Annotated in this window: 24 protein-coding genes and 1 pseudogene; 11 read left to right on the top strand and 14 right to left on the bottom strand. The window is 72.6% G+C overall.

Features of this window, described 5'->3' with window-relative positions:
* The first annotated feature begins 99 nt into the window (after positions 1-99).
* Positions 100-681, top strand: a complete 582-nt coding sequence (locus tag ACYVJE_RS11555) for a Uma2 family endonuclease (protein WP_461144432.1) — start codon at positions 100-102, stop codon at positions 679-681.
* Positions 682-941: 260 nt separating this feature from the next.
* Here the strand turns inward: ACYVJE_RS11555 and dxs are convergent, their stop codons facing one another.
* From dxs to dut, 6 genes are all read right to left on the bottom strand, one after another.
* Complete coding sequence (gene dxs, locus ACYVJE_RS11550) at positions 942-2888, bottom strand: 1-deoxy-D-xylulose-5-phosphate synthase (protein ID WP_461144431.1); 1947 nt, start codon at positions 2886-2888, stop codon at positions 942-944.
* Between the two features lie 259 nt (positions 2889-3147).
* The gene (locus ACYVJE_RS11545; RefSeq protein ID WP_461144502.1) at positions 3148-4395 is read right to left on the bottom strand and encodes a class I SAM-dependent RNA methyltransferase; all 1248 of its coding nucleotides are present in this window, start codon (positions 4393-4395) and stop codon (positions 3148-3150) included.
* Positions 4396-4686: 291 nt separating this feature from the next.
* Entirely contained in the window at positions 4687-5496 is an 810-nt protein-coding gene (locus tag ACYVJE_RS11540; RefSeq protein WP_461144430.1) for a DUF3159 domain-containing protein, read from the bottom strand.
* A 184-nt stretch (positions 5497-5680) separates the two neighbouring features.
* The gene (locus ACYVJE_RS11535) at positions 5681-6319 is read right to left on the bottom strand and encodes a LysE family translocator (RefSeq protein WP_461144429.1); all 639 of its coding nucleotides are present in this window, start codon (positions 6317-6319) and stop codon (positions 5681-5683) included.
* Positions 6320-6646: 327 nt separating this feature from the next.
* Positions 6647-7327 (bottom strand): DUF3710 domain-containing protein, encoded by a 681-nt coding sequence (locus ACYVJE_RS11530; RefSeq protein WP_459159048.1) that lies wholly within the window; start codon positions 7325-7327, stop codon positions 6647-6649.
* Between the two features lies 1 nt (position 7328).
* Complete coding sequence (gene dut / locus ACYVJE_RS11525; RefSeq protein ID WP_459159047.1) at positions 7329-7826, bottom strand: dUTP diphosphatase; 498 nt, start codon at positions 7824-7826, stop codon at positions 7329-7331.
* 84 nt (positions 7827-7910) lie between these two features.
* Here dut and ACYVJE_RS11520 point away from each other — a divergent pair, with 84 nt between their 5' ends.
* Positions 7911-8390, top strand: coding sequence for a DUF3093 domain-containing protein (locus ACYVJE_RS11520; protein ID WP_461144428.1), 480 nt, complete (start codon positions 7911-7913; stop codon positions 8388-8390).
* Positions 8391-8589: 199 nt separating this feature from the next.
* Here ACYVJE_RS11520 and ACYVJE_RS11515 read toward each other — a convergent pair whose 3' ends face one another.
* Positions 8590-8889, bottom strand: coding sequence for a DUF4193 domain-containing protein (locus ACYVJE_RS11515; RefSeq protein WP_459159045.1), 300 nt, complete (start codon positions 8887-8889; stop codon positions 8590-8592).
* Between the two features lie 572 nt (positions 8890-9461).
* Here ACYVJE_RS11515 and cei point away from each other — a divergent pair.
* Complete coding sequence (gene cei / locus ACYVJE_RS11510) at positions 9462-10193, top strand: envelope integrity protein Cei (protein ID WP_461144427.1); 732 nt, start codon at positions 9462-9464, stop codon at positions 10191-10193.
* Between the two features lie 118 nt (positions 10194-10311).
* On the opposite strand, the gene ACYVJE_RS11505 is transcribed toward cei, so the two are convergent.
* Positions 10312-11112, bottom strand: coding sequence for an inositol monophosphatase family protein (locus ACYVJE_RS11505; RefSeq protein WP_461144426.1), 801 nt, complete (start codon positions 11110-11112; stop codon positions 10312-10314).
* Positions 11113-11206: 94 nt separating this feature from the next.
* Here ACYVJE_RS11505 and ppgK point away from each other — a divergent pair, with 94 nt between their 5' ends.
* The 3 genes from ppgK to ACYVJE_RS11490 all read left to right on the top strand — a co-directional run bounded on the left by ppgK (position 11207) and on the right by ACYVJE_RS11490 (position 14495).
* Positions 11207-11962: a polyphosphate--glucose phosphotransferase gene (gene ppgK / locus ACYVJE_RS11500; protein ID WP_459159042.1), complete on the top strand. Its 756-nt coding sequence runs from the start codon at positions 11207-11209 to the stop codon at positions 11960-11962.
* 339 nt (positions 11963-12301) lie between these two features.
* A complete protein-coding gene (locus tag ACYVJE_RS11495) occupies positions 12302-13714 on the top strand; it encodes an RNA polymerase sigma factor (RefSeq protein ID WP_461144425.1) in 1413 nt (470 codons plus the stop codon).
* A 589-nt stretch (positions 13715-14303) separates the two neighbouring features.
* Complete coding sequence (locus ACYVJE_RS11490) at positions 14304-14495, top strand: DUF7455 domain-containing protein (protein WP_459159040.1); 192 nt, start codon at positions 14304-14306, stop codon at positions 14493-14495.
* 176 nt (positions 14496-14671) lie between these two features.
* Here the strand turns inward: ACYVJE_RS11490 and ACYVJE_RS11485 are convergent, their stop codons facing one another.
* A complete protein-coding gene (locus ACYVJE_RS11485) occupies positions 14672-16456 on the bottom strand; it encodes a DEAD/DEAH box helicase (RefSeq protein WP_459159039.1) in 1785 nt (594 codons plus the stop codon).
* Positions 16457-16738: 282 nt separating this feature from the next.
* Here ACYVJE_RS11485 and ACYVJE_RS11480 point away from each other — a divergent pair, with 282 nt between their 5' ends.
* Complete coding sequence (locus ACYVJE_RS11480) at positions 16739-17956, top strand: YihY/virulence factor BrkB family protein (RefSeq protein ID WP_461144424.1); 1218 nt, start codon at positions 16739-16741, stop codon at positions 17954-17956.
* An 87-nt stretch (positions 17957-18043) separates the two neighbouring features.
* On the opposite strand, the gene ACYVJE_RS11475 is transcribed toward ACYVJE_RS11480, so the two are convergent.
* Positions 18044-18295, bottom strand: coding sequence for a DUF3039 domain-containing protein (locus ACYVJE_RS11475; protein WP_459159037.1), 252 nt, complete (start codon positions 18293-18295; stop codon positions 18044-18046).
* Positions 18296-18382: 87 nt separating this feature from the next.
* Positions 18383-18709, bottom strand: a complete 327-nt coding sequence (locus ACYVJE_RS11470) for a DUF3099 domain-containing protein (protein ID WP_459159036.1) — start codon at positions 18707-18709, stop codon at positions 18383-18385.
* A gap of 230 nt (positions 18710-18939) precedes the next feature.
* Here ACYVJE_RS11470 and ACYVJE_RS11465 point away from each other — a divergent pair, with 230 nt between their 5' ends.
* Positions 18940-19611, top strand: coding sequence for a lysophospholipid acyltransferase family protein (locus tag ACYVJE_RS11465; protein ID WP_459159035.1), 672 nt, complete (start codon positions 18940-18942; stop codon positions 19609-19611).
* Positions 19612-19670: 59 nt separating this feature from the next.
* Here the strand turns inward: ACYVJE_RS11465 and ACYVJE_RS11460 are convergent, their stop codons facing one another.
* Positions 19671-20255, bottom strand: a complete 585-nt coding sequence (locus ACYVJE_RS11460; RefSeq protein WP_459159034.1) for an HhH-GPD-type base excision DNA repair protein — start codon at positions 20253-20255, stop codon at positions 19671-19673.
* Positions 20256-20419: 164 nt separating this feature from the next.
* Between ACYVJE_RS11460 and ACYVJE_RS11455 the strand changes: the two are divergent.
* From ACYVJE_RS11455 to ACYVJE_RS11445, 3 genes and pseudogenes are all read left to right on the top strand, one after another.
* Positions 20420-21936, top strand: a pseudogene (locus tag ACYVJE_RS11455) (DUF7782 domain-containing protein).
* Positions 21933-22358: a D-aminoacyl-tRNA deacylase gene (gene dtd, locus ACYVJE_RS11450; RefSeq protein ID WP_459159032.1), complete on the top strand. Its 426-nt coding sequence runs from the start codon at positions 21933-21935 to the stop codon at positions 22356-22358. The pseudogene ACYVJE_RS11455 and the gene dtd overlap by 4 nt, the downstream one beginning before the upstream one ends.
* Before the next feature lie 293 nt (positions 22359-22651).
* Positions 22652-23629 (top strand): sigma-70 family RNA polymerase sigma factor, encoded by a 978-nt coding sequence (locus ACYVJE_RS11445; protein WP_459159031.1) that lies wholly within the window; start codon positions 22652-22654, stop codon positions 23627-23629.
* A 145-nt stretch (positions 23630-23774) separates the two neighbouring features.
* Here the strand turns inward: ACYVJE_RS11445 and ACYVJE_RS11440 are convergent, their stop codons facing one another.
* The gene (locus ACYVJE_RS11440) at positions 23775-24515 is read right to left on the bottom strand and encodes a tyrosine-protein phosphatase (RefSeq protein ID WP_459159030.1); all 741 of its coding nucleotides are present in this window, start codon (positions 24513-24515) and stop codon (positions 23775-23777) included.
* A gap of 207 nt (positions 24516-24722) precedes the next feature.
* On the bottom strand, positions 24723-25193 hold the full coding sequence (locus ACYVJE_RS11435) for a hypothetical protein (RefSeq protein ID WP_459159029.1): 471 nt from the start codon (positions 25191-25193) through the stop codon (positions 24723-24725).
* Positions 25194-25315 lie beyond the last annotated feature (122 nt).

Here is a 25315-nt window from a genome sequence, read left to right as displayed (position 1 = left end):
TGGACGTCGGCCGCCCCGGACAGACCGACGAGCTGCGCAGCACCAGCGCCCGATCGGACTTCTGGCATTCTGTTCGGTGAAGGAACGAGGTGATGCCCGGTGACCGCACTGATCCAGCACGAGCTGGGACCGTTCACCATCGCCGACTGGCACGCGCTGGCCGCCAGGGAGGACGGCTCGCGCCTGGAGCTGATCGAGGGGTACTGGCTCGTGACACCACCACCGACGGGTCAGCACCAGTGGGCCGCGGACGAGCTGGTGCACGCGTGCAAAACCGCGTTCCGCGCAGCGCAGCACAGCGATCTGCACCCGGTGGGCGGTATCGGCGTCGAGTTCGCGGTGCCGGGGCGGACCGCGCTCGTCCCCGACCTGGCCGTGCTGAACACGCGGCCGATCGGTCCGTCGTTCGCTCCCCGCGCGGTGCTGGTCTTCGGCGAGATCTGGTCACCGGCGAACACGGCGAGCGAACAACGCGACAAGTTCACCACCTGCGAAAGCGCCGGGATTCCGTACTTCTGGAGCCTGACGCAGGACTCGGGCGGAGTCACCGAACTCACCACCTACCGGCTGGACGGCGGGCGGTACCGGGCCGCGGACACCGCGAGCCGCGGCGACGGCCCGGTTCCGCTCACCGCGGCACCGGTGCCGGTCGCGGTGGACGTCGCCGCACTGCGCCCCTGAGAACCAGCCCTGGAACTGGATCGGGTGGTGGGCCGCGTGCGCGGGCGGGTCAGGCGTCGGTCCACCGTGCTGGCTGATCTTCGGCAGCGCACGCCGCTCGGCGCCGGTGCCGGGGACGTAGCGGAGCGCATCCACGAGGGCGCCGGTGGTGCTTCCCCGGGCGACCGCCCGCTGGCCCCGGCAGCCCGGAGGACCGGCTGCCGGGACGTGCGGCCGGGACGTGCGGGCGGGACGTGCGGGCGGGACGTGCGGGACGCCGGTCAGCCCGCGGCCGTGCCCGACTGCTCGCCCTCCACGGCCACCGGCAGCGTCACCTCGTCCTGGGCCTCCACCCGGTCGGCCACCCACTCGGTGATGCGCCGCGCCACGTCCTGCTCGGTCAGGCCGAAGTCCGCCAGCACCTCGTCGCGGGAGCCCAGCTGCGGGAACGCGCTGGGCACGGCGAGATCCCGCATCGGCACCTCGAGGTCGGCGTCGCGCAGGGCCGTCGCCAGCGCCGAGCCGAACCCGCCGTGCCGGCCGCTGTCCTCGAGGCTGACCACGAGGTGGTGCCGCGCGGCCTGCTCGACGAGCGCCTGCGGCACCGGGTAGATCCACCGCGGGTCGACCACGGTCACGCCGATGCCCTGCGCGGCCAGCCGGGAGGCGGCCGCCGCGGCGAGCCCGCCGAAGGCCCCGACCGCCACGAGCAGCACGTCCCGCCGGTCGCCGTCGTCGTCGCGGTGCAGCACGTCGACGCCGCCGACCCGCTCGAGCGCCGGGACCTCGTCGATGACCGGTCCCTTGGGGAACCGCAGCACGGTCGGGCCGTCGTCGACCTCCACGGCTTCGCCGAGCTCCTCGCGCAGCCTCCCCGCGTCCCGCGGCGCCGCCACGCGCAACCCGGGCACGATCCCGAGGATCGACAGGTCCCACATGCCGTTGTGGCTGGGCCCGTCGTCCCCGGTGATACCGGAGCGGTCGAGGGTGATCGTCACCGGCTGCCGGTGCAGGGCCACGTCCAGCAGCAGCTGGTCGAAAGCGCGGTTGAGGAACGTGGAGTAGACGGCGAACACCGGGTGCATGCCGCCCATGGCCAGGCCCGCCGCCGAGGTCATCGCGTGCTGCTCGGCGATGCCCACGTCGATGCAGCGGTCCGGGTAGGCGTCCTGGAACTTCGTCAGCCCCGTCGGGCCGAGCATCGCCGCGGTCATCGCGACCAGGTCCGTGCGCTGCCCGCCGAGGCGCACGAGCTCGTCCGAGTACACGTCCGTCCAGGAGGTGCCCGCGGGCTTCGTCGGCGCACCGGTCTCCGGGTTGATCGTCTTGACCTGGTGCATCTGCTCGGCCTCGTCGTTCTCGGCCGGGGCGAAGCCGTTGCCCTTGCGCGTGACCGCGTGCACGATCACCGGCCCGCCGTACGAGCGGGCCATGCCCAGGGCGTGCTCCAGCGCCCGCAGGTCGTGGCCGTCAACCGGGCCGAGGTACTTGATGCCCAGGTCGGAGAACATCACCTGCGGGCTGAGGGCGTCCTTCAACCCGCTCTTGGCCGCGTGCAGCCCGGTGTACAGCGACCGGCCCACCACCGGGAGGTTGCGCAGCGTGCGGCGCCCGCTCTGCAGCGCCCGCTCGTAGCTGGGGTTCAGCCGCAGCGCGGCCAGGTGCTCGGCCAGACCGCCGATCGTCGGCGCGTAGGAGCGGCCGTTGTCGTTGACGATGATCACGACCGGGCGTTCCGGGTCGGCGGCGATGTTGTTCAGCGCCTCCCAGCACATGCCGCCGGTCAGCGCGCCGTCGCCGACGATCGCGCACACGTGCTGCTGCTCGCCGTTGAGCTGGATCGCGCGGGCGAGCCCGTCGGCGTAGGACAGCGCGGTGGAGGCGTGGCTGTTCTGCACGAAGTCGTGCTCGCTCTCCGCGCGCTCCGGGTAGCCCGCCAGGCCTCCCCGCTTGCGCAGGCGGTCGAAGCCCTCCTGCCGGCCGGTCAGCATCTTGTGCACGTACGACTGGTGCCCGGTGTCGAACACGACGCGGTCGCTGGGCGACTCGAACACGCGGTGCACGGCCAGCGTCAGCTCGATCGCGCCGAGGTTCGGACCGAGGTGCCCTCCGGTGCGCGACACCTTCTCGATCAGGAACGAGCGGATCTCGTCCACCAGCTGCGCCAGTTCGTCCTGCTGAAGTTTCTTGAGATCAGCCGGACTGTGTACGGACCCCAGCAGTGTCACCGCGCCACCTCGCTTGTCTCGTTCCGGGTCGTACCGGGTCGGGGTTCGTCCTGCTGCGCGGACCGTCTTCCGCGCGCCGGGCAGCCGGTCCTCGCAGTCCCCCTCCGGCTCTCGGCGGAGCCCAGTCTACGGACGGTCCGGGAGTTCTCGGATCCGCCGTGTGTGGACTGCCGCCATGGTGCGGCGACCACCGGGGCAACGCACTGGGATGCCGCGCGCGACCGGCCGGCGGCACTGCGCCGCACCGGTTCGCCGCAGGTCAGCGCTGCAGCAACGCGATGCACTCGATGTGGTGAGTCATGGGGAAGGCGTCGAAGACCTCCAGCTCGGCCAGCCGGTAGCCGTGCTCGGCGAACAGGCTCACATCGCGCGCCAGCGCCGCCGGATCGCACGCGACGTGCACCACCCGCGCGGGTCCGCGCGCCGCGACCGCGGTGACGACGTCCTTGCCCGCGCCCTTGCGCGGGGGATCGAGCACGACCACCTCGGGCTCGGGGAGGTCCTCGTCGCGCAGCACGCGCTCGACCGTGCCGGTGCGGCACCCCACCTGCGGCAGATCGGCCAGGTTGGCCGTCGCGTCCGCCACGGCCCGCCGGGACGACTCGACCAGCAGCACCTGCCCGTCCGACCCGGCCTGCTCGGCGAGCCCGGCGGTGAACAGGCCCGCTCCGCCGTAGAGGTCCCAGGCGGTCGCCCCGGGCGAGACCCGGGCGAACCGGCGCACGGTGGCCGCGAACGTCTCGGCCGCGGAGACGTGCACCTGCCAGAAGCCATCGGCCTGCACGTGGAACGTGCGCCCCTCGGCGTACTCGCGGGCGATGCCGCTGCCGCGCACCTGGCGAACGACGGGGTCCGCGCGCCGACCGCGCTGCCGCCGGGGCTTGCTGTCGGTCGCGCTCACGTGCACCTCCCCGGTCCCGTCCCGCGTCACGCCCAGCTCGGCACCCGGGCGCCAGCGGCGGCTCGTCACCGCGGACACGGCGTCCTCGGTGGTGATCGGGCAGTCCTCGATCGGGATGATGCGGTGGCTGCGGTGCGCCCGGAAGCCGGCGTTGCCCGCCTGGTCGACCGCCAGCCGTGTGCGGTTGCGCCACCGCAGCGGCCCCCCGGGCAGCTGCTGGACCTCCACCGGCCAGTCCAGCCCGGCGATGCGTTCGAGCTGCTCGCGGACGACGACGGCCTTCAGCTCGCGCTGGGTGTCCGGCGCGGCGTGCTGCCAGTCGCAACCACCGCAGCGGTCCTGCCCGCGGGAGATGTCGGCCAACGGGCAGGGGGGCGTCACCCTCCCCGCGGCGGCGGCGTGCACCTCGACGGCGTCGGCGCGGCAGAAGGAACCGCCGTGGTCCTCGGTCACCTCCACGAGGACGGTCTCCCCGGGCAGGGTGTGGCGCACGAACACCACGCGCCCCTCGTGCCGGGCGACGCAGTGCCCGCCGTGGGCCACCTGCCCCACGTCCACGACGAACCGCTGACCGGTCCAGTTCGGCCGGGTGCGGTCCGCTGCCACTCGTTCGCTCAACCTGCTGTTCCTCCACTCGCCGCATGCCGCGCAGCGCCGCGCTGCCCGGCCAGATCACCAGCCCGCACGCCTCTCCCCGGTGGATTCCGGATCGGGACGCGGCTGCGGCACCGGGGCGTCGCGCAGGCGTGCGCGTGGCGCGGCCGGTACCGCCCGCGCGCCGAGCGGACCCGGCGCCGCGGAGCTTCGCCGCGGGTTCCGCCGCGGGCTGCGTCCAGCGTACGGGCCGGCCCCGGCGGAGCGCGCAGCACACCGGCCCGCCCCACCGGCGAGCGGCAGTCAGCGCGCTGGGCCGCTCACCGGGCTGCCCCCCGCGGCGCCGGAGGCGGCCTCCAGCTCCTTGCCCGCGCGGCGGATCGCCCACACCGTCACGATCAGGGCCAGGCCGGTGAGCGGGTAGCCCATCGCGATCCGGGCGAACGCGAGCCACCCGGTCTGGCCGGTGTCGTAGAGCCACTCCTGCACGACGTACTTCGCGGCGAACACGGCGGTCCAGGCCAGCGTGGCGATGTCGTAGCCGCGCATCGCCGATCGGTGGTGCCGCCAGGTGTTGCGCTGGCCGTTGAGCAGCGACCACGCAACACCGACCAGCGGCCACCGCACCACCACCGAGGCGAGGAACACCGCGCCGTAGATGAGGCTCGTCCAGATCCCGAGGAGGAAGAAGCCCTTGGCATCGCCCGAGCGGTAGGCGATGAACGAGCACACGGCCACACCCAGCACACCGGAGATCGCCGGCTGCACCGGTTCCCGGCGGACCAGGCGGACCACGGCGATGAGCACCGCGATGCCGATCGCGCCCCAGATCGCCGGCATCAGCCCGGCGATCGAGTTGATCCCCACGAACGCGACGATGGGCACGGCCGAGTAGGCGAGCCCGGACACGCCGCCCATCTGCTCGAGCAGGGTCTGCTCCGGATCGCGCCGCTCGGATCCGGCACCGCTCTGCGCCGCGGACGAGCGCGCGGCGGGACCGCTGCCGTCCTCCGGCTCGTGCGCCGCGTGCGGGTGCTCTGATTCCACGTCGTTGCCCTCCGGCGGAACGTGTCCGGCCTGCGCCGCCTCGCGCGGAGGATCAGCACCGGCCACTGCGGTGTCCTGCCACGAGCCCGGGTCTCCGCAGAGCTCGTGCTCCCCAGCGTAAACGGCCCACGAGGGGTAGCCGCACCCCCGAGCGGCCCGAGCACGTCGATCACCCGGCCGAGGGGGGGCGGGCGGTCCCGCGATCACGCGCCGCGGCGGCCGGCGCGCGGCGCCGCCGGTGCGGCCGCGCTCACGCCACGGCGCGCTGGGTCACCGCGAGCGCCCCGCCCAGTCCGATCAGGGTGAGGCCGCTGGCCACCTGCTGCCGCCGCCACCAGCGCGGGTGGCGCGCGATCCACCCCGCCACCGGTCCCGCGACCAGCGCCAGCACGACGTCGGCGAGCGAAGCGCACACCACGAACACCGCGCCCAGCGCGAAGAACGCCAGCACCGTCGAACCGCGCTCGGAGTGGACGAACTGCGGGATGAACGCGAGGAAGAACATCGCCGTCTTCGGGTTGAGCACCTCGACGACGAAGCCCTGCAGCACGGCCGAACGGTCCGCCCGCTGCCCCGCCAGCTGCGGTTGCGCGCCCGAGCGGCGCAACTCCCACAGCGCCCGCGCACCGAGCCAGACGAGGTAGGCCGCGCCCGCGAACTTCACGAGGGTGAACGCCACGGCCGAGGTGGCCAGCACCGCGGAGAGGCCGAGCGCGGCGGCGACCACGTGCACCGAAGCCCCGCAGCCGTTGCCCAGCGCCGAGCGGATCCCCTCGCGGCGCCCGCCGCGCACGCTGCGCGCGAGCACGTACAGCAGTCCCGGTCCGGGCGCGACGGCGATCAGCACCACCGCCCCGAGGTACACCCACCACTCCGTCACCGTCGGCACGACCCGCACTTTAGGGAGTCCGCGGATTGGCTGTTGAGAGCGGGTGGATGGGGGTAGCTGGGAGGAACCTCCCGCGGCGGGGCGCTCTGCGCACGTGGCGATGAAGCGGCTGCGCCGCCCGCCTGACGGGCCGGTGCGGTCGAGCACATGGCCCGCCAATCCGCGCGGCCCCTCAGGGAGTCCGCGGAGCGGCTGGCGCAGCGGGTGGGCGGGGCTCCAGTGCTGTCGCTGCGGGGTCCCCGGAACCGGGCGACCACGTGCGGCCGGGCGTGGGAGTGCCCGGCGGCGGACGGCGACCCGGTCGCCCGCCGTCGCTCCCGCGGAGTCTCAGCCCTGCGGCGCCGCGGGGCCGCCCGCGGCGGTGGGAGCTTGCTGCCCCGGCTGCTGGGACTGGTCCTGCGCCTGCTCGATGTGCTGCCGGATCGACTCCGGCAGCTCGATGGGCAGCGGCGTGCGCACCGGGAGCGGGTCCTCGCCCCGCACGACGACGGTGTCGTCGAGCACCGCGTAGAGCTGCTTGGTGCACTCGTCGGCCTGCTCGGCCGGACCTGCCGCGACCCCCCGCACCAGCCAGCGCGGACCGTCGACCCCGACGAACCGCAGGGTCGCCTTCGGCGTGTCGGCGGAGAGCTCCAGTCCCCAGTCGCCGCGCTCGGTGCGCACCGTCGCCCCGTCGGAGCGCAACTGGTCGGCGAGCTCGGAGCTCACGTCCGGCCAGAGCCCGCCGCTGCGCGGCGCGGCGAAGGCGCTGACGGTCAGCCGCCCCGCCGGGGTGAGCATGTGCACCGCGCGCACCGGACCGGCCGGATCGACCTCGACCTGGAGCTGGCCGCCCTCCGGCACGGGCAGGCGCACCGACCCGAGGTCCAGCCGCTCGACGTCGTCCTCCGGGGCCTCCTCGACGTCGAAGGGCCCGCCCTCGGCGAGCTCCTCCGAGTCCTCCGCCGGCGCACCGGCCTCCGCCGCGGCCTCGTCGTCCTGCTGACGTCGACGGCCAAAACCGAACATCTCAGACCTCCGTCCTGTGCCGCGCCTCGGCTTCCCCTCCGGACGCCGCCAGCGCCGCGTGCCCGCCGGTCGAACCGTAGCCGCCAGCTCCGCGCTGCGACTCCGGCAACTCGGCGACTTCCTCGAACACGGCGTGCTCGACCCGTTGCACCACCAGTTGTGCGATGCGTTCACCGCGCGCGATCGTGATCGGTTCCGCGGGGTCGTGGTTGATCAAGCACACCTGCACCTCACCGCGGTAACCGGCATCCACCGTGCCAGGCGCGTTGACGATTCCCAAACCAGCGCGCGCGGCCAGTCCGGAGCGGGGGTGCACGAAACCCGCGTACCCTTCCGGCAGGGCCAGCGCGACGCCGGTGCCGACCACGGCGCGCTCCCCCGGCTGCAGCACCACGTCCCGCGTGGTGGTCAGGTCGGCGCCCGCATCACCGGGTCGAGCATAGCTCGGTGCAGGGACGTCGGGGTCGAGTCTCGTCAGCAGGACCTTCACATCGAACACGGTCGGCGAGACTACCCTGAACACGTGCCGGAAAGCGCAGACGCAGGTCCCCCCATCGCGGACTCACCCGATCAGGGACAGACAGTGACATCGAGTAACGAGCCCGTGGCGCGCACCTCCTACAGCGAACGCCTGTACGCCTCCTGGTGGACGTGGCCGCTGCCGCTGCTCATGGCTGTGCTGCTGGCCGCGGAAGTGCACATGGGCTACCCGGGCGTGCGCGCCTGGCTGCCCTACCTCGTCCTCGTGCCCTGCGCCGCGGGCCTCCTGCTGTGGCTCGGCCGCACGCGGGTCGCGCTGCGCGACGGGGAGCTCCGGGTCGGCGACGCGCACCTGCCGCTGCGCTACGTCGAAGACGTGGAACCCGTCCCGCCCGCGGAGAAGCGCCGCTCGCTCGGACCCGATCTCGACCCGGCCGCCTTCGTCGTGCACCGCCCCTGGGTGCGCACGATGGTCCGCGTGTGGCTGGACGACCCCGAGGACCCGACCCCGTACTGGGTCATCAGCACGCGCCGCCCCGAGCAGCTCGCCGAAGCCGTCCGCGCGGCCTCCGCGCGCAGGTGACCTCCCGACGCACGCCCGGCTCGCGGTGCACGACCGGGCCCGACGCACGACCGGGGCCCGACGCACGACTGGGCACACGTTCGCCACGTGTGCCCAGTCCGAGGCGGGCGCCATCCGCGCCCGCGGTGGTCGTATCCGGCGCGTCCCCGCACAACCATTCCCCGCTGCACCTGAATCCGCTCAGGGCCGCGACGAACGATCAGGCGGCGCAATCCCGGCAGACGAGCTGCCCGTTGCGCTCCTCCGCCAGTCGACTGCGGTGGTGCACGAGGAAGCAGCGCGTGCACGTGAACTCATCGGCCTGCTTCGGCAGGACCTTGACGGTCATCTCCTCACCGGAGAGATCCGCACCCGGCAGTTCGAAGTTCTCCGCGATCGCGCCCTCGTCCTCGTCAACGACGCCGGATTGCGCATCGTTGCGCCGCCCCTTGAGTTCCTCCAACGAGTCCTCTGCGAGGTCGTCGGACTCGCGGCGCGGAGCGTCGTAGTCGGTCGCCATCGTGATTCACCCCTGCGTTCAGTGAAGATTGCAATGGTGTGCCGCCGGTCAACGTTCCGGAGTCCGAATTTGTGCCCGGCGATCGCGTGATCGTGGTCTCTCCGGCACCAGCGTCGGACGTCCCGGACCAACGTGTTCCCAGGCGGCACGCCCCTCCAGGCGCGGCGAGGGTAGCTCATCGACCTCCCGGGCACGTGGCTGGTCACCGAAGCGTGTGATGCCAGCGCCGGTGCACTGAGCTGCGCGCCGCGCGGGATCTCACCGCGCCCTCCGGGCCCGGTCGCGACACGCCGGAGGGCGCATGTCACGTCCGTGATCGTGCCCACTTCCCGTCGACCGCTGCCGAACGGGACGTTGTCCCCAGGTGAACGCACGCCGGGCACCGATGATTCCGACGAGGCGCGCGAACTTCCGACGCCGCGCTCGCGCGCCGGCGACACCTCGGCATCGGTCCGGCCACGACTCGCTCGCCCACTCCGCACGCACGCCTCCGACCACCTAGGCTGAGACGTGCGGATGGCGCATCCGCTGACGGGTTGCCAGGCGACAGGGAGGGGCGGGACGTGTCTGCCGTGAGCTCGAAATGGGGTCAGCGCGGCCCCCGCTACCGGCGCCGCCGTCCACTGCCCGGACTGGTGCTGCTCGCCGTGCTCGCGGTGCTGGCCGGGTTCGTGTGGACCAGGGTGTTCGAATCGGTGGAGAACGTCGAGCAGGCCACGCAGTGCAATCCCCCCGGTCCGTCCGGCACCTCCCCGTCCGCCCAGCAGGCCGGGGGCGGGGTGCGGACCGGCGAACTCGCGCACGACGCGGTAGCGGGCGAGGCGCAGCAGGCCCCGGGGCTCGGCACGATGATGCCGCGGGAGGCCCTCGACCGCACCGCCCCGCTGCCACCGGGGCAGGCCCAGATCCGCGTGCTCAACGGCAACGGGGAGAGCCAGCAGGCCTCGCTGGTCACCGACCAGCTCACCACGCTCGGTTTCGACACGTGGGGCCAGCCCGATGACGACCCCGTCTACCCGGAGTACGACCTCACGTGCCACGGGCAGATCCGCTACGGCGCGGACGGGGAGCGGGCCGCCCGCACGTTGAGCCTGATCGTGCCCTGCGCCCAGCTGGTGCGCACCGAGCGGCCCGACGGACGCGTCGACCTCGCCCTGGGCTCGGAGTTCGACGAGGTGCAGACGACCCAGCAGGGCAAGCAGGTCCTGCAGGAGCTGCAGAACTGGGTGCCGAGCGAGCACGGCGGCGACCCGCCCCGCATCGACCCCGAACTGCTCGAGAAGGCGCGCGACGTGCACTGCTGAGCGGCCCGCCGCGCTGCGCAGCACCGCGCCCGCGGCCCCGGGCAGCGCGGTCGAGCCGCGCAGGAGCTGCTGCGCGGGCCCGCCCGCCCCGCCAGGAGCGCGAGCGGGCGCGCAGCGGTCACACCCGCGCCGCGTCGAGGCGCACGAGCGCGTCGGTCAGTTGCCCGGCGATACCCGGGCAGGCGCACACGACCGCCTCCGGGCCGAGCCCGTCGTCCCGGTCCTGACCGGGCAGGCGCACCTGCGCGCCCGCCTCGGCGGCGATGAGCGCGCCCGCCGCCCAGTCCCACCGGTTCAGCCCGACCTCGTAGTAGGCGTCCACCCACCCCGCCGCGACGGCGCACAGGTCGAGCGAGGCCGCCCCGTTGCGACGGATGTCGCGCACCTGCGGCAGCAGGCGGCCGACCACCCCGGCCTGGGCGGAACGGCGCTGCTGCACGTAGGCGAAACCGGTGCCCACCAGCGCCAGGTCGAGCCGTTCGGTCGCGGCGGCCCGCAGCGGTCGGTCGTCCAGGAACGCGCCCTGCCCGAGCCCGGCGCTCCAGACCCGGCCGCTGACGGGTTCCACCACGGCTCCCGCCACCGAGACGCCGTCCTGCTGGGCCGCCAGCGAGACCGCGTACCACGGGTAGCCGTACAGGTAGTTCACCGTGCCGTCGATCGGGTCGACCACCCAGCGCAGTCCGTCGAGGGAGCGCTCGCCCCCCTCCTCCTCGCCGAGCACCGACTCGCCGGGGCGCAGCTCCCCCACGCGCTCCCGCACGAGCCGCTCCACCGCGCGGTCACCTGCGGTGACGACATCGGTTTCGGTGCTCTTGGTGTCCACGGCACCATCGGAAACGGCCTCCTCCCGCACCGCGCGCGCCAAGTCCCCCGCTTCCCGGGCGATCCGGACCGCTGCGGTGCGCAATGCTTCCACGTCGCTCTCGTTCGGCAATCCCACGTACACATCGCACCACAGGGCGGTTAAAGTCTGCACAGCTCTGTCTGAATCGAATTGGAAAGGATCGGCCATGGGCACTGCTCGCGGTTTCGGCGTCGACATCGGCGGGTCGGGCATCAAGGGGTGCCCAGTGGACATCGACGGGGGAGAGCTCGCCGAGGAGCGCATGCGCGTCCCCACGCCCCAGCCGTCGACTCCGGAGGCCGTCGCGGACGCGGTCGCGGAGATCGTCGACAAGTTCGGCTGGCAGGATCGGATCGGCATCACCCTGCCCTGCGTGGTCAAGGAGGGCACCGCCCTCACCGCGGCCAACGTCGACCAGGCCTGGATCGGCACGGACGCGCAGGGGCTGTTCGCCGAGCGCCTCGACAAGCCCCGCGAGGACGTCGTCGTCCTCAACGACGCCGACGCCGCCGGCATGGCGGAGATGCGCTCCGGCGCCGCCGCGGGACACCGCGGGCTCGTGCTCGTGCTGACGTTCGGAACCGGCATCGGCAGCGCCCTGTTCATGGACGGGCACCTGATCCCCAACACCGAGTTCGGGCACACCGAGCTGGACGGCGAGGACGCCGAGGACGTCGCCGCCGCCTCCGTGAAGGAGAACCTCGACCTCAGCTACCAGGAGTGGGCCCCGCACGTGGACCGCTACCTGCAGAGCCTGGAGCGGTTCGTGTGGCCGGACCTCATCGTCGCCGGCGGCGGCGTGAGCAAGAAGGCGCACAAGTGGGTGCCGCTGCTGCAGAACCGCACGCCGGTCGTGGCCGCGGGGCTGCGCAACGACGCGGGCATCATCGGTGCCGCGACCGCGGCCGTGGCGGGGACCTGAGACCCGGCGGGCCGGCAAGATCGACACCGGTTCCCGGCCGAATCGGTCCGCGGCGGAATGACCGCAGGGCACGAGGCGTTGTGCGCGGTGTCGTGCACGGCGATCGCGACGCGCTCCGCCTCGCGGCGGAACGACGCTCACGCGATGTCGTTACAATGGAACACGGATCGCTTGGACCGATGTTCTCCGCCGAGGGCCGCATCGCTTTCCCGACCAGGAAAAACCCGATGCGGTTCTCCGTGGGTGACACGGGCCGGGCGGACCTGGAGTCCCCGACCTTGGCGGCCGAGGTGACGCGCCCTCAGGCCAGCCCCGATCGACCGTCGCGAAAGGGCGTACGTGGCAGCCGCAGAAACCGCAACCCGACGCTCCGGCTCCGCCGAACAAACCGAAGGCGGCGCCCCAGCTGAGTCGGCTCACGCAGAATCGGCCCCTTCCGGAACCGCCACCACGGCGGAGACCGGTGCGGAAGGGTCGAAGAAGTCGTCGACGCGGAAGAGCACGACGAAGAGTTCGAGCAGCGCGAAGTCGTCTTCGGGCCGCAAGAGCACCTCCGGCAAGTCGACGTCCCAGAAGGGCGCGAAGTCGACGCAGAAGTCCGCCCAGGACACCGACGCCAACGGTGACGGCCTCGGCATCGACGAGCCGATCGAGGCCGACCTGACGTCACCGGACGTGGGCGACTTGGCCGACGAAGTGCCGGACGTGGAGATCCCCGAAGAACCGGTCCCGGAAGAGGACGAGGAAGGCGAGACCAAGGACGCCGACTTCGTCTGGGACGAGGAGGAGTCGGAGGCCCTCCGCCAGGCGCGCAAGGACGCCGAGCTGACGGCCTCCGCCGACTCGGTGCGGGCGTACCTCAAGCAGATCGGCAAGGTGGCCCTGCTCAACGCCGAGGAGGAGGTCGAGCTCGCCAAGCGCATCGAGGCCGGCCTCTACGGCGCCGAGCGGCTCCGCCAGGCGCAGGAGAGCGGCGAGCAGCTGGCCACGCAGTTCCGCCGCGACCTGCGGTGGATCGTCCGGGACGGCGAGCGCGCGAAGAACCACCTGCTGGAGGCCAACCTCCGCCTCGTGGTGAGCCTGGCCAAGCGCTACACCGGCCGCGGCATGGCGTTCCTGGACCTGATCCAGGAGGGCAACCTCGGCCTGATCCGCGCGGTGGAGAAGTTCGACTACACCAAGGGCTACAAGTTCTCCACCTACGCCACCTGGTGGATCCGGCAGGCCATCACCCGCGCCATGGCCGACCAGGCCCGCACCATCCGCATCCCGGTGCACATGGTGGAGGTCATCAACAAGCTCGGCCGCATCCAGCGCGAGCTGCTGCAGGACCTGGGCCGCGAGCCCACTCCGGAGGAGCTCGCCAAGGAGATGGACATCAGCCCGGAGAAGGTGCTGGAGATCCAGCAGTACGCCCGGGAGCCCATCTCGCTGGACCAGACCATCGGCGACGAGGGCGACAGCCAGCTCGGCGACTTCATCGAAGACTCCGAGGCCGTCGTGGCGGTGGACGCGGTCTCCTTCACCCTCCTGCAGGACCAGCTGCAGTCGGTGCTGCAGACCCTGTCCGAGCGCGAAGCCGGCGTGGTGCGCCTCCGCTTCGGGCTGACCGACGGCCAGCCGCGCACGCTGGACGAGATCGGGCAGGTCTACGGCGTGACGCGGGAGCGCATCCGGCAGATCGAGTCCAAGACGATGTCGAAGCTGCGGCACCCGTCGAGGTCCCAGGTCCTGCGCGACTACCTGGACTGAGGCGCGAACGCAGCGCGCAGCACTTCTCGCGGAGCCGCCGCCCCGGCCGGGGCGGCGGCTCCGCTGCGTGCTCTCCCCGCCGCACCCGCGCCTCCGGGCGCGCTCGGCAGCGCCCCGCCGCCGTGCGCGCCTCCTGCACCGCCGCGCCTCCCCCCGCGACGGGAGGTTCCGGCCTCGCTCGGCGACACCCCGGCACCCGTCCCGCCGCGTCCCGCGTGGTGGGCGCGGGCGGTCGGCGGTGTTCGCCCGCAGCGGAACGGCGCGCCAGCCGCGCTGTGGCGATTCGCACCTTTCGTCCCCTTCGGCCGAACATCCCGCGCGTCGCGGTCACGCGACCGGAACCGCGAAATCCCTGGTCAGGCGACACTTCGCGAAAATCGCCCGGGACGCGACCGCGCTGTGTAATCAGTTCTACCGGGTCGAACGCACGACGTGACGACCGTCGCGTCCCCGTTCGGGAAGACTGACGCGCGGCTGTGCGTCTGCAAGAGTGGACACCGACGACACCGACCCGGCAGCCAGCGGGCCACCGGTGGTCGTAGCAATCGAGGCGTCGGAGCCCCCGACGCCGGGACGGAGGGAGACCACGATGACCCAAACGCTCACCCGCCCCGAGCTGACCGCCGCCGACCGCTGCGACCGCTGCGGCGCCGCTGCCAAGCTCCGCGCCGTGCTGCCCTCCGGTGGTGAGCTGCTGTTCTGCGGCCACCACGCCCGTGAGTACGAGGACGGGCTGCGCCAGGCCGAGGCCGACATCGCCCAGGACGAGCGCGCGGTCTGACACCGACGAACGACCGGCCGAGTGGCACGTGCCCCGCGGGATCCGCTCCCGCGGGGCACGTGCACGTCGCGGGCCCGTCCTTCGCGGCTCCGCCGAGCGGCTCCGCCGGCTGGGCCAGCACGCGGGCGCGCCGGCAGGCCCGGCGGGCTCCCCCGGTGAGCTCACCGGAAGCGGGCTCACCAGGACCGCAGCGTGGCGATGCGCTCCTCCAGCTGCTCCACCGTGGCCATCGCCGTGGGCGGACCGCCGCAGACGCGCTGCAGCTCGTTGTAGATCGCCCCGTGCGGCTTCTTGGTGCGCTGGTGGTGCAGTGACACGAGCGTGTTGAGCTCCTTGCGCAGGGTCCGCTGCCGCTCCTGCACGCCCTGCGGGCGCTGCTGCTTCTGCTCTTCCCGCTGCTGCTCCTGCTGGCGCTGCTCCTCGGCCCTGGCCTGCTGCTCGCGCTGCCCCACCTCCTGCAACTGCTCCTGCTGGCGCTTGCGCAGCAGGGCGCGCATCTGGTCCGGCTCCAGCAACCCCGGCAGCCCCAGGTACTCCTGCTCCTCCTCGGTCGTGGAGAAGGCCGCGGTGCCGAAGGAGGAGCCGTCGTAGATGACCTGGTCCAGCTCCGCGTCGGCTCCGAGCGCGGTGTAGGTCTTCTCCTCCTCGCCCGGTTCGTCGCGGGTCCGGTTCGCCTCGGCGACGAGTTCGTCGTCCCAGCCCTCCTTCTCCCGGTGCGGCTTGCCGAGCACGTGGTCCCGCTCCGCCTCCAGCTGGCTGGCCAGCTCCAGCAGCACCGGAACGCTCGGCAGGAAGATGCTCGCGGTCTCCCCCGGCCGCCGGGACCGCACGAACCTGCCGACGACCTGGGCGAAGAACAGCGGTGTCGAGGCGCTCGTGGCGTACACCCCCACCGCCAGGCGCGGCACGTCGACGCCCTCGCTGACCATCCGCACCGCGACCATCCAGCGCTCGTCGGACTCCGCGAACTGGGCGATGCGATCCGAGGCGCGCGGATCATCGGAGAGCACCAGCACCGGGTCGTGACCGGTGAGCTGCTTGAGCATGCGCGCGTAGGCCCGCGCGTGCTCGTGGTCGGAAGCGACGACCAGCCCCCCGGCATCGGACATGCCGTCCTTGCGCAGCTGCGTCAGCCGCGTGTCCGCCGCCTTGAGCACGGACGGGATCCACTCCCCCGACGGGTCCAGCGCGGTGCGCCAGGCGCGGGTGGTCTGCTCCGCGGTGAGCGGTTCGCCCAGGCGCGCGGTGAACTCGTCCCCCGCGTTGGTGCGCCAGCGGGCCTCGCCCGAGTAGGCCAGGAACACCACCGGCCGCACGACCCCGTCCTTGAGGGCGTCGGAATAGCCGTAGACGTGGTCGGCCTTGCTGCGCTCGGCCCCGTCGCCGTCGGGCTCGTAGGTGACGAACGGGATCGGGTTGTCGTCGCTGCGGAAGGGCGTGCCGGTGAGCGCGAGGCGCCGCACGGCGGGGGTGAACGCCTCGCGGATCGCGTCGCCCCACGACTTGGCGTCGCCGCCGTGGTGCACCTCGTCGAGGATCACCAGCGTCTTGCGCCGCTCGGTGCGCACGCGGTGCAGGGTGGGGTGCGTGGCCACCTGGGCGTAGGTGACCGCAACCCCGCGGTAGTCGCCGGAGGTCACACCGTCGGTGTTGCGGAACTCGGGGTCGATGGGAATGCCCGCACCCGCCGCGGCCATCGCCCACTGGTGCTTGAGGTGCTCGGTGGGGGTCACCACGGTGACCGCCTCGATCGTGCGGTCGGCGAGCAGCTCGGAAGCCACGCGCAGGCCGAAGGCGGTCTTGCCCGCACCGGGCGTGGCCACCGCCAGGAAGTCGCGCGGCCGCTTCGCCAGGTACCGGGTCAGGGCCCGCCGCTGCCAGTCGCGCAGCGGCCGGGACGACACCTGCGACGGGTCGCTGAGCACGGACCGGACTTCCTGATCCTGCTGCGTTTCGGACACGCTGGCTCGCCACTCCTTTCGCCATCGCATTTCCCACCGGAAGCGAGGAGCCCCCACGGCCACCACCAACACCGCCGCACCGTCGCGCGCCGCGCGCGGGCCGCCGTGCAGCCTACCTCCGAGCCGCGCGTCGCCCCGGTCACACCCGACGGCGACACGGCCCGTGCCGTTGCCCACCCGAGCTCGCCATGGACCATGCTGAACACTGCCATGACTGAACCGAGTCGCTCTGCCCGGCAGAGTCGCACCCCGGGGCCGCCGCACTCCCGGCGGCGGGGACCGTTGCGGCTCGTCACGCGCACCGCGTCGAACGCGTGGTGGGACAACATCTTCTCCGAATCGGCCGCCGCGGCGTTCTGGCAGGCGCTGTCACTGCCGCCGCTGCTGCTCGGGCTGCTGGGAAGTCTCGGGTTCCTCAGCGGCTGGTTCGGCCACGACTTCGTCACCGACGTGCAGGGCGAGATCATCGGCCTGTCGGGGACCGTGTTCAGCCCGCAGGTGGTCGAGCAGATCATCGGCCCGACCGTGCTCGACATCCTCACCGAGGGGCGCGGCGGCATCGTCTCGCTCGGGTTCGTGCTGTCGCTGTTCGCGGGATCGTCCGCGCTGGCCTCGCTCGTCGACTCGATCACCCTGGCGCACCGCCAGGAGCTGGTGCGCAACGCGCTGTGGCAGCGGGTGTTCACGCTGCTGCTCTACCTGGCGTCGCTGGCGGCGGCCGTCGTCGGCCTGCCGGTGCTCACCCTCGGTCCGGGCCTGCTGCCCACGCTGTTCCCCTGGCGGGTGCAGGACGACATCGCGTGGCTGATCCAGCTGCTGTACTACCCGGCCACCGGGATCGCGCTGGTGCTCGTGCTCGCCACGCTGTACAAGGTCGCGCTACCGCGGAAACTGCCCTGGCACCGGGGCGTGCCGGGCGCGCTGCTGGCGATGCTGGTGTTCCTGTGCTCCAGCGCGGGACTGCGGCTGTACATCGCGTGGGTGACGAGCACGGGCTACACCTACGGCGCGCTGGCCGCGCCCATCGCGTTCCTGCTGTTCGCGTTCTTCCTCGGGTTCGCGATCATCCTCGGCGCCCAGTTCAACAACGCGCTGCAGGAGATGTGGCCGGCGCGGATGACCCGGCGAGAACGCCGGCGGTGGCGGCGGCTGGAGATGAAGCGCCTCGCGCAGCGGATCCACACCGAGCAGGGTTACCAGTCCTGGCGGCGCACCCCGGAGAGCGGGAGCGGGCAGGACGAGACGGTTCCGGAGAGCGGGACCGCACCGGGAAGCGGGAGCGGACTGGACGGCGAGGCGGTGCAGGAGGAGGGAACCGAGCGGGAGCACGGGGCGGACGCGGGTCCGCAGGAGCGGCCGGGCGACGACGCGTCGGAACCGCCCGGGCAGCACGGCGCTGCCCGCGGCGGCGACTGCGCGGGGCCCGACCACGGCGGCCCCCGCCCCGAGCAGGACGCGTCGGCGCCGCGACTGGTGCGGCGCGGCGGCGCGGACGGATGACCGCGCCGACCGCGAGCGCGCTCGGGCTGCCCGCCCGCGGCCCGGCACCAGCGCGCACGGACGCGGCGCACCGCGCCCGGCTTCCGGTCACTCGTCGTCGTCCCCCGGCGGGAGCCCGTCGAAGACCTTCTTGCACTTCGGGCACACCGGCGAGTTCGGCTTCGGCGACTTGGTCACCGGGAAGACCTCCCCGCAGAGCGCGACCACGTAGTTCCCCGTGACCGCGCTCTCGGTGATCTTGTCCTTGCGCACGTAGTGGAAGACTTCCGGCCGATCGTCACTGGTCTGGTCGGTGGTGTCGGGCCGGACATCGGTATCGGGCGTCGTCGTCGTGGTCATGCGACCATGATGCCCTACTCCCGGCCCCGAGCGGTGGCGGTGTGACTCGGCGGTGACCGGGTGGTGCCCGCCGCGGGCCGGGAATGCTCAGGTGCTTTCCACCACGCGGTGCTCGGTCGAGTCGATCGCGCGGTGCGAGCGCCGGAACCGGTGCACGTGCTCCTTCTTCCGGGCGGGCCGGTCGTTGGCGATGAGCACCGCCATCCACGGCAGCGGAATGGAAATCGCGATGATGATCAGCGCCAGCCACCACAGCTGGGTGAAGTGGAACACGAGCACCGCCCCGACGAGGCACGGGAAACGCGAGGCCATCATCAGCCCGTACCTGCGGCGCCGCGACGCCTGCTGGTCGTCATAGGACGGCTGCGCCTCGGTGATCAGCACCGGGGTGTCGTCTCTGCGCACGTTGGTCACGACACTACCTCCGGTTGCGATGCTGCCACTTCGCCGCACCGCGCTGCAGATCGGGTGGGCTGCGGATCGGGTGGACGGCACCGGACGGGGACGGGATCCACATCCATGATGTGCCTCCAGCTCCCTGAACGCGACCCCCGGGCGGGGTTCCCCGCGGCGTGACCCGCCGAGCACCGCGCCGAAACCTCCGCGGGTTAGATTCCGGACGGACCACAGCTGGGAGGCGAAGCATGTTCTACACGGCGAGCAAGCAGGTCGTCGGCTCGATCGCACGCAGCGTGTACCGGCCGACGGTGATCGACGCGGAGAAGGTTCCGATGGACGGGCCGGTGATCCTCGCGCCGAACCACATCGCCGTGCTCGACAGCTTCATCGTGCCGCTCGTGGTGGCGCGGCCGGTGGCCTTCCTCGCCAAGGCCGAGTACTTCCAGGGAACCGGCGCCCTCGGGCGGGTGCGGAGCTGGTTCTTCAACGCGATCGGAGCGATCCCCGTCGAGCGCGGGCGCGGCCGCGCCGCGCAGGCCGCCATCTCCGAGGCCGAGCGAGTGCTCCGCGACGGAGGGGCGTTCGGCATCCACCCCGAGGGCACGCGCTCCCCGGACGGGCGCCTCTACCGCGGCCGCACCGGCGTGGCCCGGTTGACCCTGAGCACTGGCGCTCCCGTCGTGCCGGTGGCGCTCAGCGGCACCGACAAGCTCCAGCCCCGCGGGGTGAAGATCCCGCGCCCGCGGCCGGTGACCGTCCGCTTCGGCGACCCGCTGGACTTCTCCCGGTACCACGGCATGGACGGTTCGCTGCCGGTGCTGCGCGCGATCACCGACGAGATCATGTACGCGATCTCCGAGCTCTCCGAGCAGGAGTACGTCGACAAGTACCAGAAGCCCGGATCAGCGGCCGCCTGACGACGGCGCGGAAACCGCGGCGGACCGGCCGGGCGCGACGGCAACGGCAGGTCCCGCGGTTACTGCCCGCCCCGATCCTTGGCCGCAGCCTTCCGCTGCTTCTTGGCGGCCCGCACCTCGGCGAGCGTCTGCTGGTCGACGACATCGGCGATCGAGCGGCGCGCGCCCTCCTCGCCGTAGGCCCCCGCGGCTTCGCGCCAGCCGTCCGGCCGAACGTCGAGCTGCTTGCCGAGCAGCGCGAGGAAGATCTTCGCCTTCTGCTCACCGTAGCCGGGCAGGGCCTCGAGCCGCTTGCGGACCTCCGCGCCGTCCGGGTCCCCCTCGGTCCAGATCCGCTCGGCGTCGCCGTCGTAGTGCTCGAGGACGTGTCCGGCGAGGGTGTGGATGCGGCGCGCCATCGACCCGGCGTAGCGGTGCACGGCGGGCTTCTGCGCGCAGAGGTCGGCGAACTCCTCCGGATCGGACTCGGCGATCCGCTCCACGTCGAAGCCGCCCATGCGCTCGGCGATCTTCTCCGGTCCGGTGAAGGCCAGTTCCATGGCGACCTGCTGGTCCAGCAGCGCGCCGGTGAGCAGCGCGAACGGGTCCCGGCTGAGCAGGGCGTCGGCCTCGTCGTCACCGGTCAGGCTGAGCATGTGCGACATGCCCTCATCCTGGCAGCCACCCCCTCGGACCGGACAGCTCGCTCGTGCGCACCGCCGCGGTGCTCCGGGATCGGAGCACACCCGCTCCGCGCCGACGTGTTGCGCAGCACACCGCAGCGCGCCTCGGTGCCCCGGCGGGACGCGCACCGTGTGACTATCAACCGGTGACTGTTGAACTGACCAACGACCGCATCGATCGCCTCCGGGAGGCGCTGCAGCAGGCCCGGTACGACACCGACGGAGTGCTGGAGCTGGTCGGTCCGCACGCGCAGGCGGCCCTGGGTCGCGGGGAGCCGGCTCCCGCGCTGCGCGCGAGCGCCGACGGCGGCGCCCTCGGCACGCTCGTCCGGTTGTTCCTGCTGGGCGAGACCGAGCCGCGCGCCGCGGTCGAGGCGGCGCTGCACCCGCTGCCGCTGGCGGAGGCCCTGGCCGGCGGGATCGTGCACACCGACGGCGACGGGGTCCGCGCTGCGCTGGACATCCGCCCGCACGGGCTCGGCGACCGGTCCTGGTGGATCGTCTCGGACCTGGATTCGGACGTGCGCGGGTGGGGCGTACCCGCCCACCGCGAGCACGTCCTCGGTGTGGGGCACGCCTCGTTGAGCCTGGTGCGGGCCACCCCGCGCCGCCCCGTCGACTCGGTGCTCGACGTGGGCACCGGCTGCGGGGTGCAGGCGCTGCACGCCAGCACGCACGCGCGCCGCGTCACCGCAACGGACGTCTCCGAGCGGGCCGTGCAGCTGGCCGCGGCGACCTTCCGCCTCAACGAGGTGGAGGTGGACCTGCGGCGGGGCGAGTGGTTCGACCCGGTGCGGGGCGGGCGCTTCGACCAGGTCGTGTGCAACCCGCCGTTCGTCGTGGGAGCCGCGCGCACCGAGTTCGTCTACCGCGACTCGGGGCTGTCCGGCGACGACGCGAGCGCGCTCATGATCCGGCAGCTGCCGGCGCTGCTGACCGAGGGGGGAACGGGCCACGTGCTGGCCTCGTGGCTGCACCGCACCGGTGAGCACTGGGGCGACCGCGTCTCGTCCTGGCTGCCGGGTGGTGGTGTGGACGCGTGGTTCGTGCAGCGCGACGTGGCCGACCCGGCGCTGTACGTGGGCACGTGGCTGCGCGATGCCGGTTACGACCCGCGTTCCGCCGCGGGGCGCCGCGCGGGCGAGGAGTGGCTGCGGTGGTTCGAGGACAACGGGGTCGAGGCCGTGGGCTTCGGCTTCGTCACGCTGCGCCGCGCGGACGGGCGCACCGGGGAGGTCGTCTGCGAGGACCTGCGCCAGGCCTACGACGACCCGCTCGGCCCGGAGTCCGACGAGTGGCTGCGCCGCGTGCAGTGGCTGGCCGAGCACGGCGGTGACGAGGCCTTGCTGCGCAGCCGCCTGGCCACGGCTCCGAGCACGGTGCTCGAGGAGGTCTCCGAGCACGGCGAGGAGGGCTGGGAGCCGGTGGCCCGGCGCCTGCACCGCACCGACGGCCCGGGGTGGCAGCACGAGGTCGACGAGCTCGGCTCGCTGCTGCTGGCGGGGTGCGGGGGCGGGCCCCCCTGGAGGAGGTCCTGGAACTGCTGGCGCTCGGGCACGGACGCGATTCGGAGGAACTGACGCGTTCCGCACTGCCGGTTCTCCGGGAACTGATCCGGCACGGAATGGTCGTTCCGGCGGAATGGTTGGAGGAAACGGATTGAGGGCGGTGGTCAGCCGCGTCACCCGCGCCTCGGTGGCGGTCGGCGGCGACGTCGTCGGCAAGATCGACGAACCGGGACTGTTAGTGCTTTTGGCCGCGACGCATTCCGACGGCCCGGAACAGGTGGGCACGATGTCCCGGAAGCTGCACGAAATTCGGGCGCTGCGCGAGGAGGAGTCCTGCGCTTCCACGGGGGCGCCGCTGCTCGTGGTCAGCCAGTTCACGCTGTACGGATCCACCCGCAAGGGGCGGCGCCCCTCGTGGAGCTCCGCAGCACCGCCGGATCAGGCCGAGCCGCTGGTGCGGGCGGTCGTCGACGCGCTGCGCGAGCGGGGTGCGCGGGTGGAGACCGGCAGCTTCGGGGCCGCGATGGAGGTCGAGAGCGTCAACGACGGACCATTCACACTTTTGGTTGAGGTGTGAATCGGTAACGGGGGTTCTCAGCGAATCCTCAGGAATCCCGCGCAACGGATGTGACGGGGATGACGTCCACGGGGCGGAAACATCGGGAACGAATTCGAGCCCGCACACGTTTTCCGGGTACGAAGCTTCGGCGGCGGGCCGCACGAGGGGGACGTACGAGGAATGCCTCGCGCGGCCTGCCACCCGATGACGCGTCATCGGTCCCAGTACCGACCGTACGCGTCTTGCACAGGATGTAATGGCCCGTCGGTGTGACGTGCGCCCTTCAGTAAGCCCGTCAGGGAGGAAGCTCCATGACCGTCCCGCAGACCGCCAACCCGGATGTCGCCATCACCGAGGCGGACCTGGACAACCAGGGGCCGTCCGCGGACCTGGTGCGGGTCTACCTCAACGGCATCGGGCGCACGGCTCTGCTCTCCGCGCAAGACGAGGTCGACCTGGCCAAGCGCATCGAGGCCGGTGTGTACGCCAAGCACCTGCTGGACACCGAGCAGGATTCCATGAGCCGTGAGCGGCGCAGCGACCTGAACGCCGTGGTGCGCGACGGACGTCGCGCCAAGAACCACCTCATGGAGGCCAACCTCCGCCTCGTGGTGAGCCTGGCCAAGCGCTACACCGGCCGCGGCATGCCGCTGCTCGACCTGATCCAGGAGGGCAACCTCGGCCTGATCCGCGCGGTGGAGAAGTTCGACTACACCAAGGGCTTCAAGTTCTCCACCTACGCCACCTGGTGGATCCGGCAGGCCATCACCCGCGGCATGGCCGACCAGAGCCGCACGATCCGGCTGCCCGTGCACCTGGTCGAACAGGTCAACAAGCTGGCCCGGATCAAGCGCGACCTGCACCAGAAGTACGGCCGGGAAGCCACCGAGGAGGAGATGGCCAAGGAAGCGGACATGTCCGTGAACAAGGTCACCGACCTGCTCGACCACTCCCGCGACCCGGTGAGCCTGGACATGCCGGTCGGCAGCGAGGAGGACGCCCCCCTCGGCGACTTCATCGAGGACGGGGAGAGCGCCAACGCCGAGAACACGGTGATCTCCGGCTTCCTGCAGGACGACCTGCGCCGGGTCCTGAGCACCCTGGAGGAGCGGGAGCAGGCCGTGATCCGCATGCGGTACGGCCTCGACGACGGCCAGCCGCACACCCTCGACCAGATCGGCAGGGCCTTCGGGCTCTCCCGCGAACGGGTCCGCCAGATCGAACGCGAGGTCATGGCGAAGCTGCGCCAGGGCGACCGGGCGGACCGGCTGCGCTCCTACGCCAGCTGACAGCTCGCGACGTTCGCGGTGGCCGGTGGCCACCGCCCGCTCCGGAGGGCCGGACTCGCTGCGCGCGGGTCCGGCCCTCCGCCTGCCGGCCGCCGGAGTGCGGTCCGGTCGCCGGAGTCGACCTCCGGGCCGCGGGGAAGCGCCGTCACTCCCAGCTCGCCTCCTGGTCGGTCGCTTCGGTGGTGAAGCGTTCCTGCCACCGGCTCAGCTCCGCGTCGGTGACACCGTGCTCGCGCAGCCACCCCGCCGCGCCGTCCGGGTAGGCCTCGAAGTGCTCCAGCACCGCCTCGATCGCTTCGGTCGGCGTGGAGATCAGCTCGAGCACCGCCTCCTCGTCCACACCGGGCGGCAGCTCCGGAGCCGCGTCCAGCCGCTGCAGCACGCGGAACATGTTCCGGTCGGTGCGCGCGTAGTCGGCGACGATCGCGTCGGAGCGCGCGCCCGCCGCGCTGAGCAGCATCGCCGTGCTCACGCCCGTGCGGTCCTTGCCCGCGGCGCAGTGGATCAGCCCCGGACCGTCGGCCTCCAGCACCAGGCGGAAGACCTCGACGAGCTTCTTCGGCGCGTCGTTGAGCATCCCCTCGTACAGCACGGTCAGCTCGTGCCGCGTGCCGTCGTCCTCGGCGACGGTGGGGCCCTCGTGCACGTCCTCGATCAGCGGAACGGAGTGCACGGCGCAGCTCTCGGCCAGCGGATGCGGCTTGCCGTTGAGCTCCGCGGGCTGGCGCAGGTCCACCACCACCGACGGCGGCCACTCCTCGACCTCGTCCGGGGCCTCATCGGCCTCGTAAGGAGCATCCGCGCGGTAGAGCACGCCGTGGCGGGTCACCGCCCCGGCCCCGGTGGGGATCCCGCCGACGTCCCGCAGGTTGACCAGACGGTTCACCTTTTCCCCGGTGTGTGACAACTCGCCTCCCTCGCCTGGATCCAGGCGTCGGACCCCAGTTCGCTCGACATGGCCGGGGGCGGGGCACGACGGAGGTGTGCCCGCCCCGCCTCGAGCGTCCCAGCCGCACCGCTCCGCCCGCCACTGCTGCGGGCGCACGGGTCGCCGCGGCCGAGCGCACTGCCGGATCCCGGGGGATCGGCGCCGTCACTGGGGCACGTGCACCTCCTCCTGCTGCAGCACGACGGTGCGCTGGCCCAGCGGTTCGGTCAGCGGCACCGCGACCGGCGGGTAGCGCAGATCCATCGTGCAGTACGCCGGCGGTTCGGGTGTCTCCTCCACGAGCTTGACGGTCACGTGCTCCTCGGTCTGCTCGACCAGCCGGGCGCGCACCTCGCCGCATCCGCCTTCCTGCCCGGTCGCCACGAGGACGCGCCCCCCGTCCTGCGTCCACACCTGGACCGGATACCCCTCGGGCAGCTGCGCATCGATGCGCGCAGGTCCCACCGGGGTGCGCTGTTCGACCGGTTTCGGTTCCGGGTTCGCCGGCGGGCGCGAGCTCGGAGGCGGCTCCGGGGAAGGCGGAGGACCTCCGAAGCCGACGTCGTCGGACTGTCCGCAGGCGGCCGTCGCGAGCAGTGCCGCGGCGACCGCGGCGATCAAACCGTGTCGTCTCATACCCCCAGGACGGAGTCGGGGACCGCTGCGGTTGCCCGCTGCACCGCCCCCTCTTCCCAGTGCGCGGGAAACGTGGCTCCGGTCGTGCACGAATGGTTTCCTCGACGACCAGGAGAGCGCGA

This window comes from Salinifilum aidingensis (assembly GCF_054782015.1).
Note: the sequence above shows the minus strand (reverse complement) of the source record. Positions and strands in the feature narration are given on the sequence as shown.

Excerpts from the sequence above, each read along its gene's own strand:
- ppgK (WP_459159042.1), top strand. The coding sequence starts at position 11,207 with ATGGGCACTGCTCGCGGTTTCGGCGTCGACATCGGCGGGTCGGGCATC.
- ACYVJE_RS11515 (WP_459159045.1), bottom strand. The coding sequence starts at position 8,889 with ATGGCGACCGACTACGACGCTCCGCGCCGCGAGTCCGACGACCTCGCA.
- ACYVJE_RS11460 (WP_459159034.1), bottom strand. The coding sequence starts at position 20,255 with ATGTCGCACATGCTCAGCCTGACCGGTGACGACGAGGCCGACGCCCTG.
- ACYVJE_RS11475 (WP_459159037.1), bottom strand. The coding sequence starts at position 18,295 with ATGACCACGACGACGACGCCCGATACCGATGTCCGGCCCGACACCACC.
- ACYVJE_RS11530 (WP_459159048.1), bottom strand. The coding sequence starts at position 7,327 with ATGTTCGGTTTTGGCCGTCGACGTCAGCAGGACGACGAGGCCGCGGCG.
- ACYVJE_RS11445 (WP_459159031.1), top strand. The coding sequence starts at position 22,652 with ATGACCGTCCCGCAGACCGCCAACCCGGATGTCGCCATCACCGAGGCG.
- ACYVJE_RS11435 (WP_459159029.1), bottom strand. The coding sequence starts at position 25,193 with ATGAGACGACACGGTTTGATCGCCGCGGTCGCCGCGGCACTGCTCGCG.
- ACYVJE_RS11490 (WP_459159040.1), top strand. The coding sequence starts at position 14,304 with ATGACCCAAACGCTCACCCGCCCCGAGCTGACCGCCGCCGACCGCTGC.
- ACYVJE_RS11465 (WP_459159035.1), top strand. The coding sequence starts at position 18,940 with ATGTTCTACACGGCGAGCAAGCAGGTCGTCGGCTCGATCGCACGCAGC.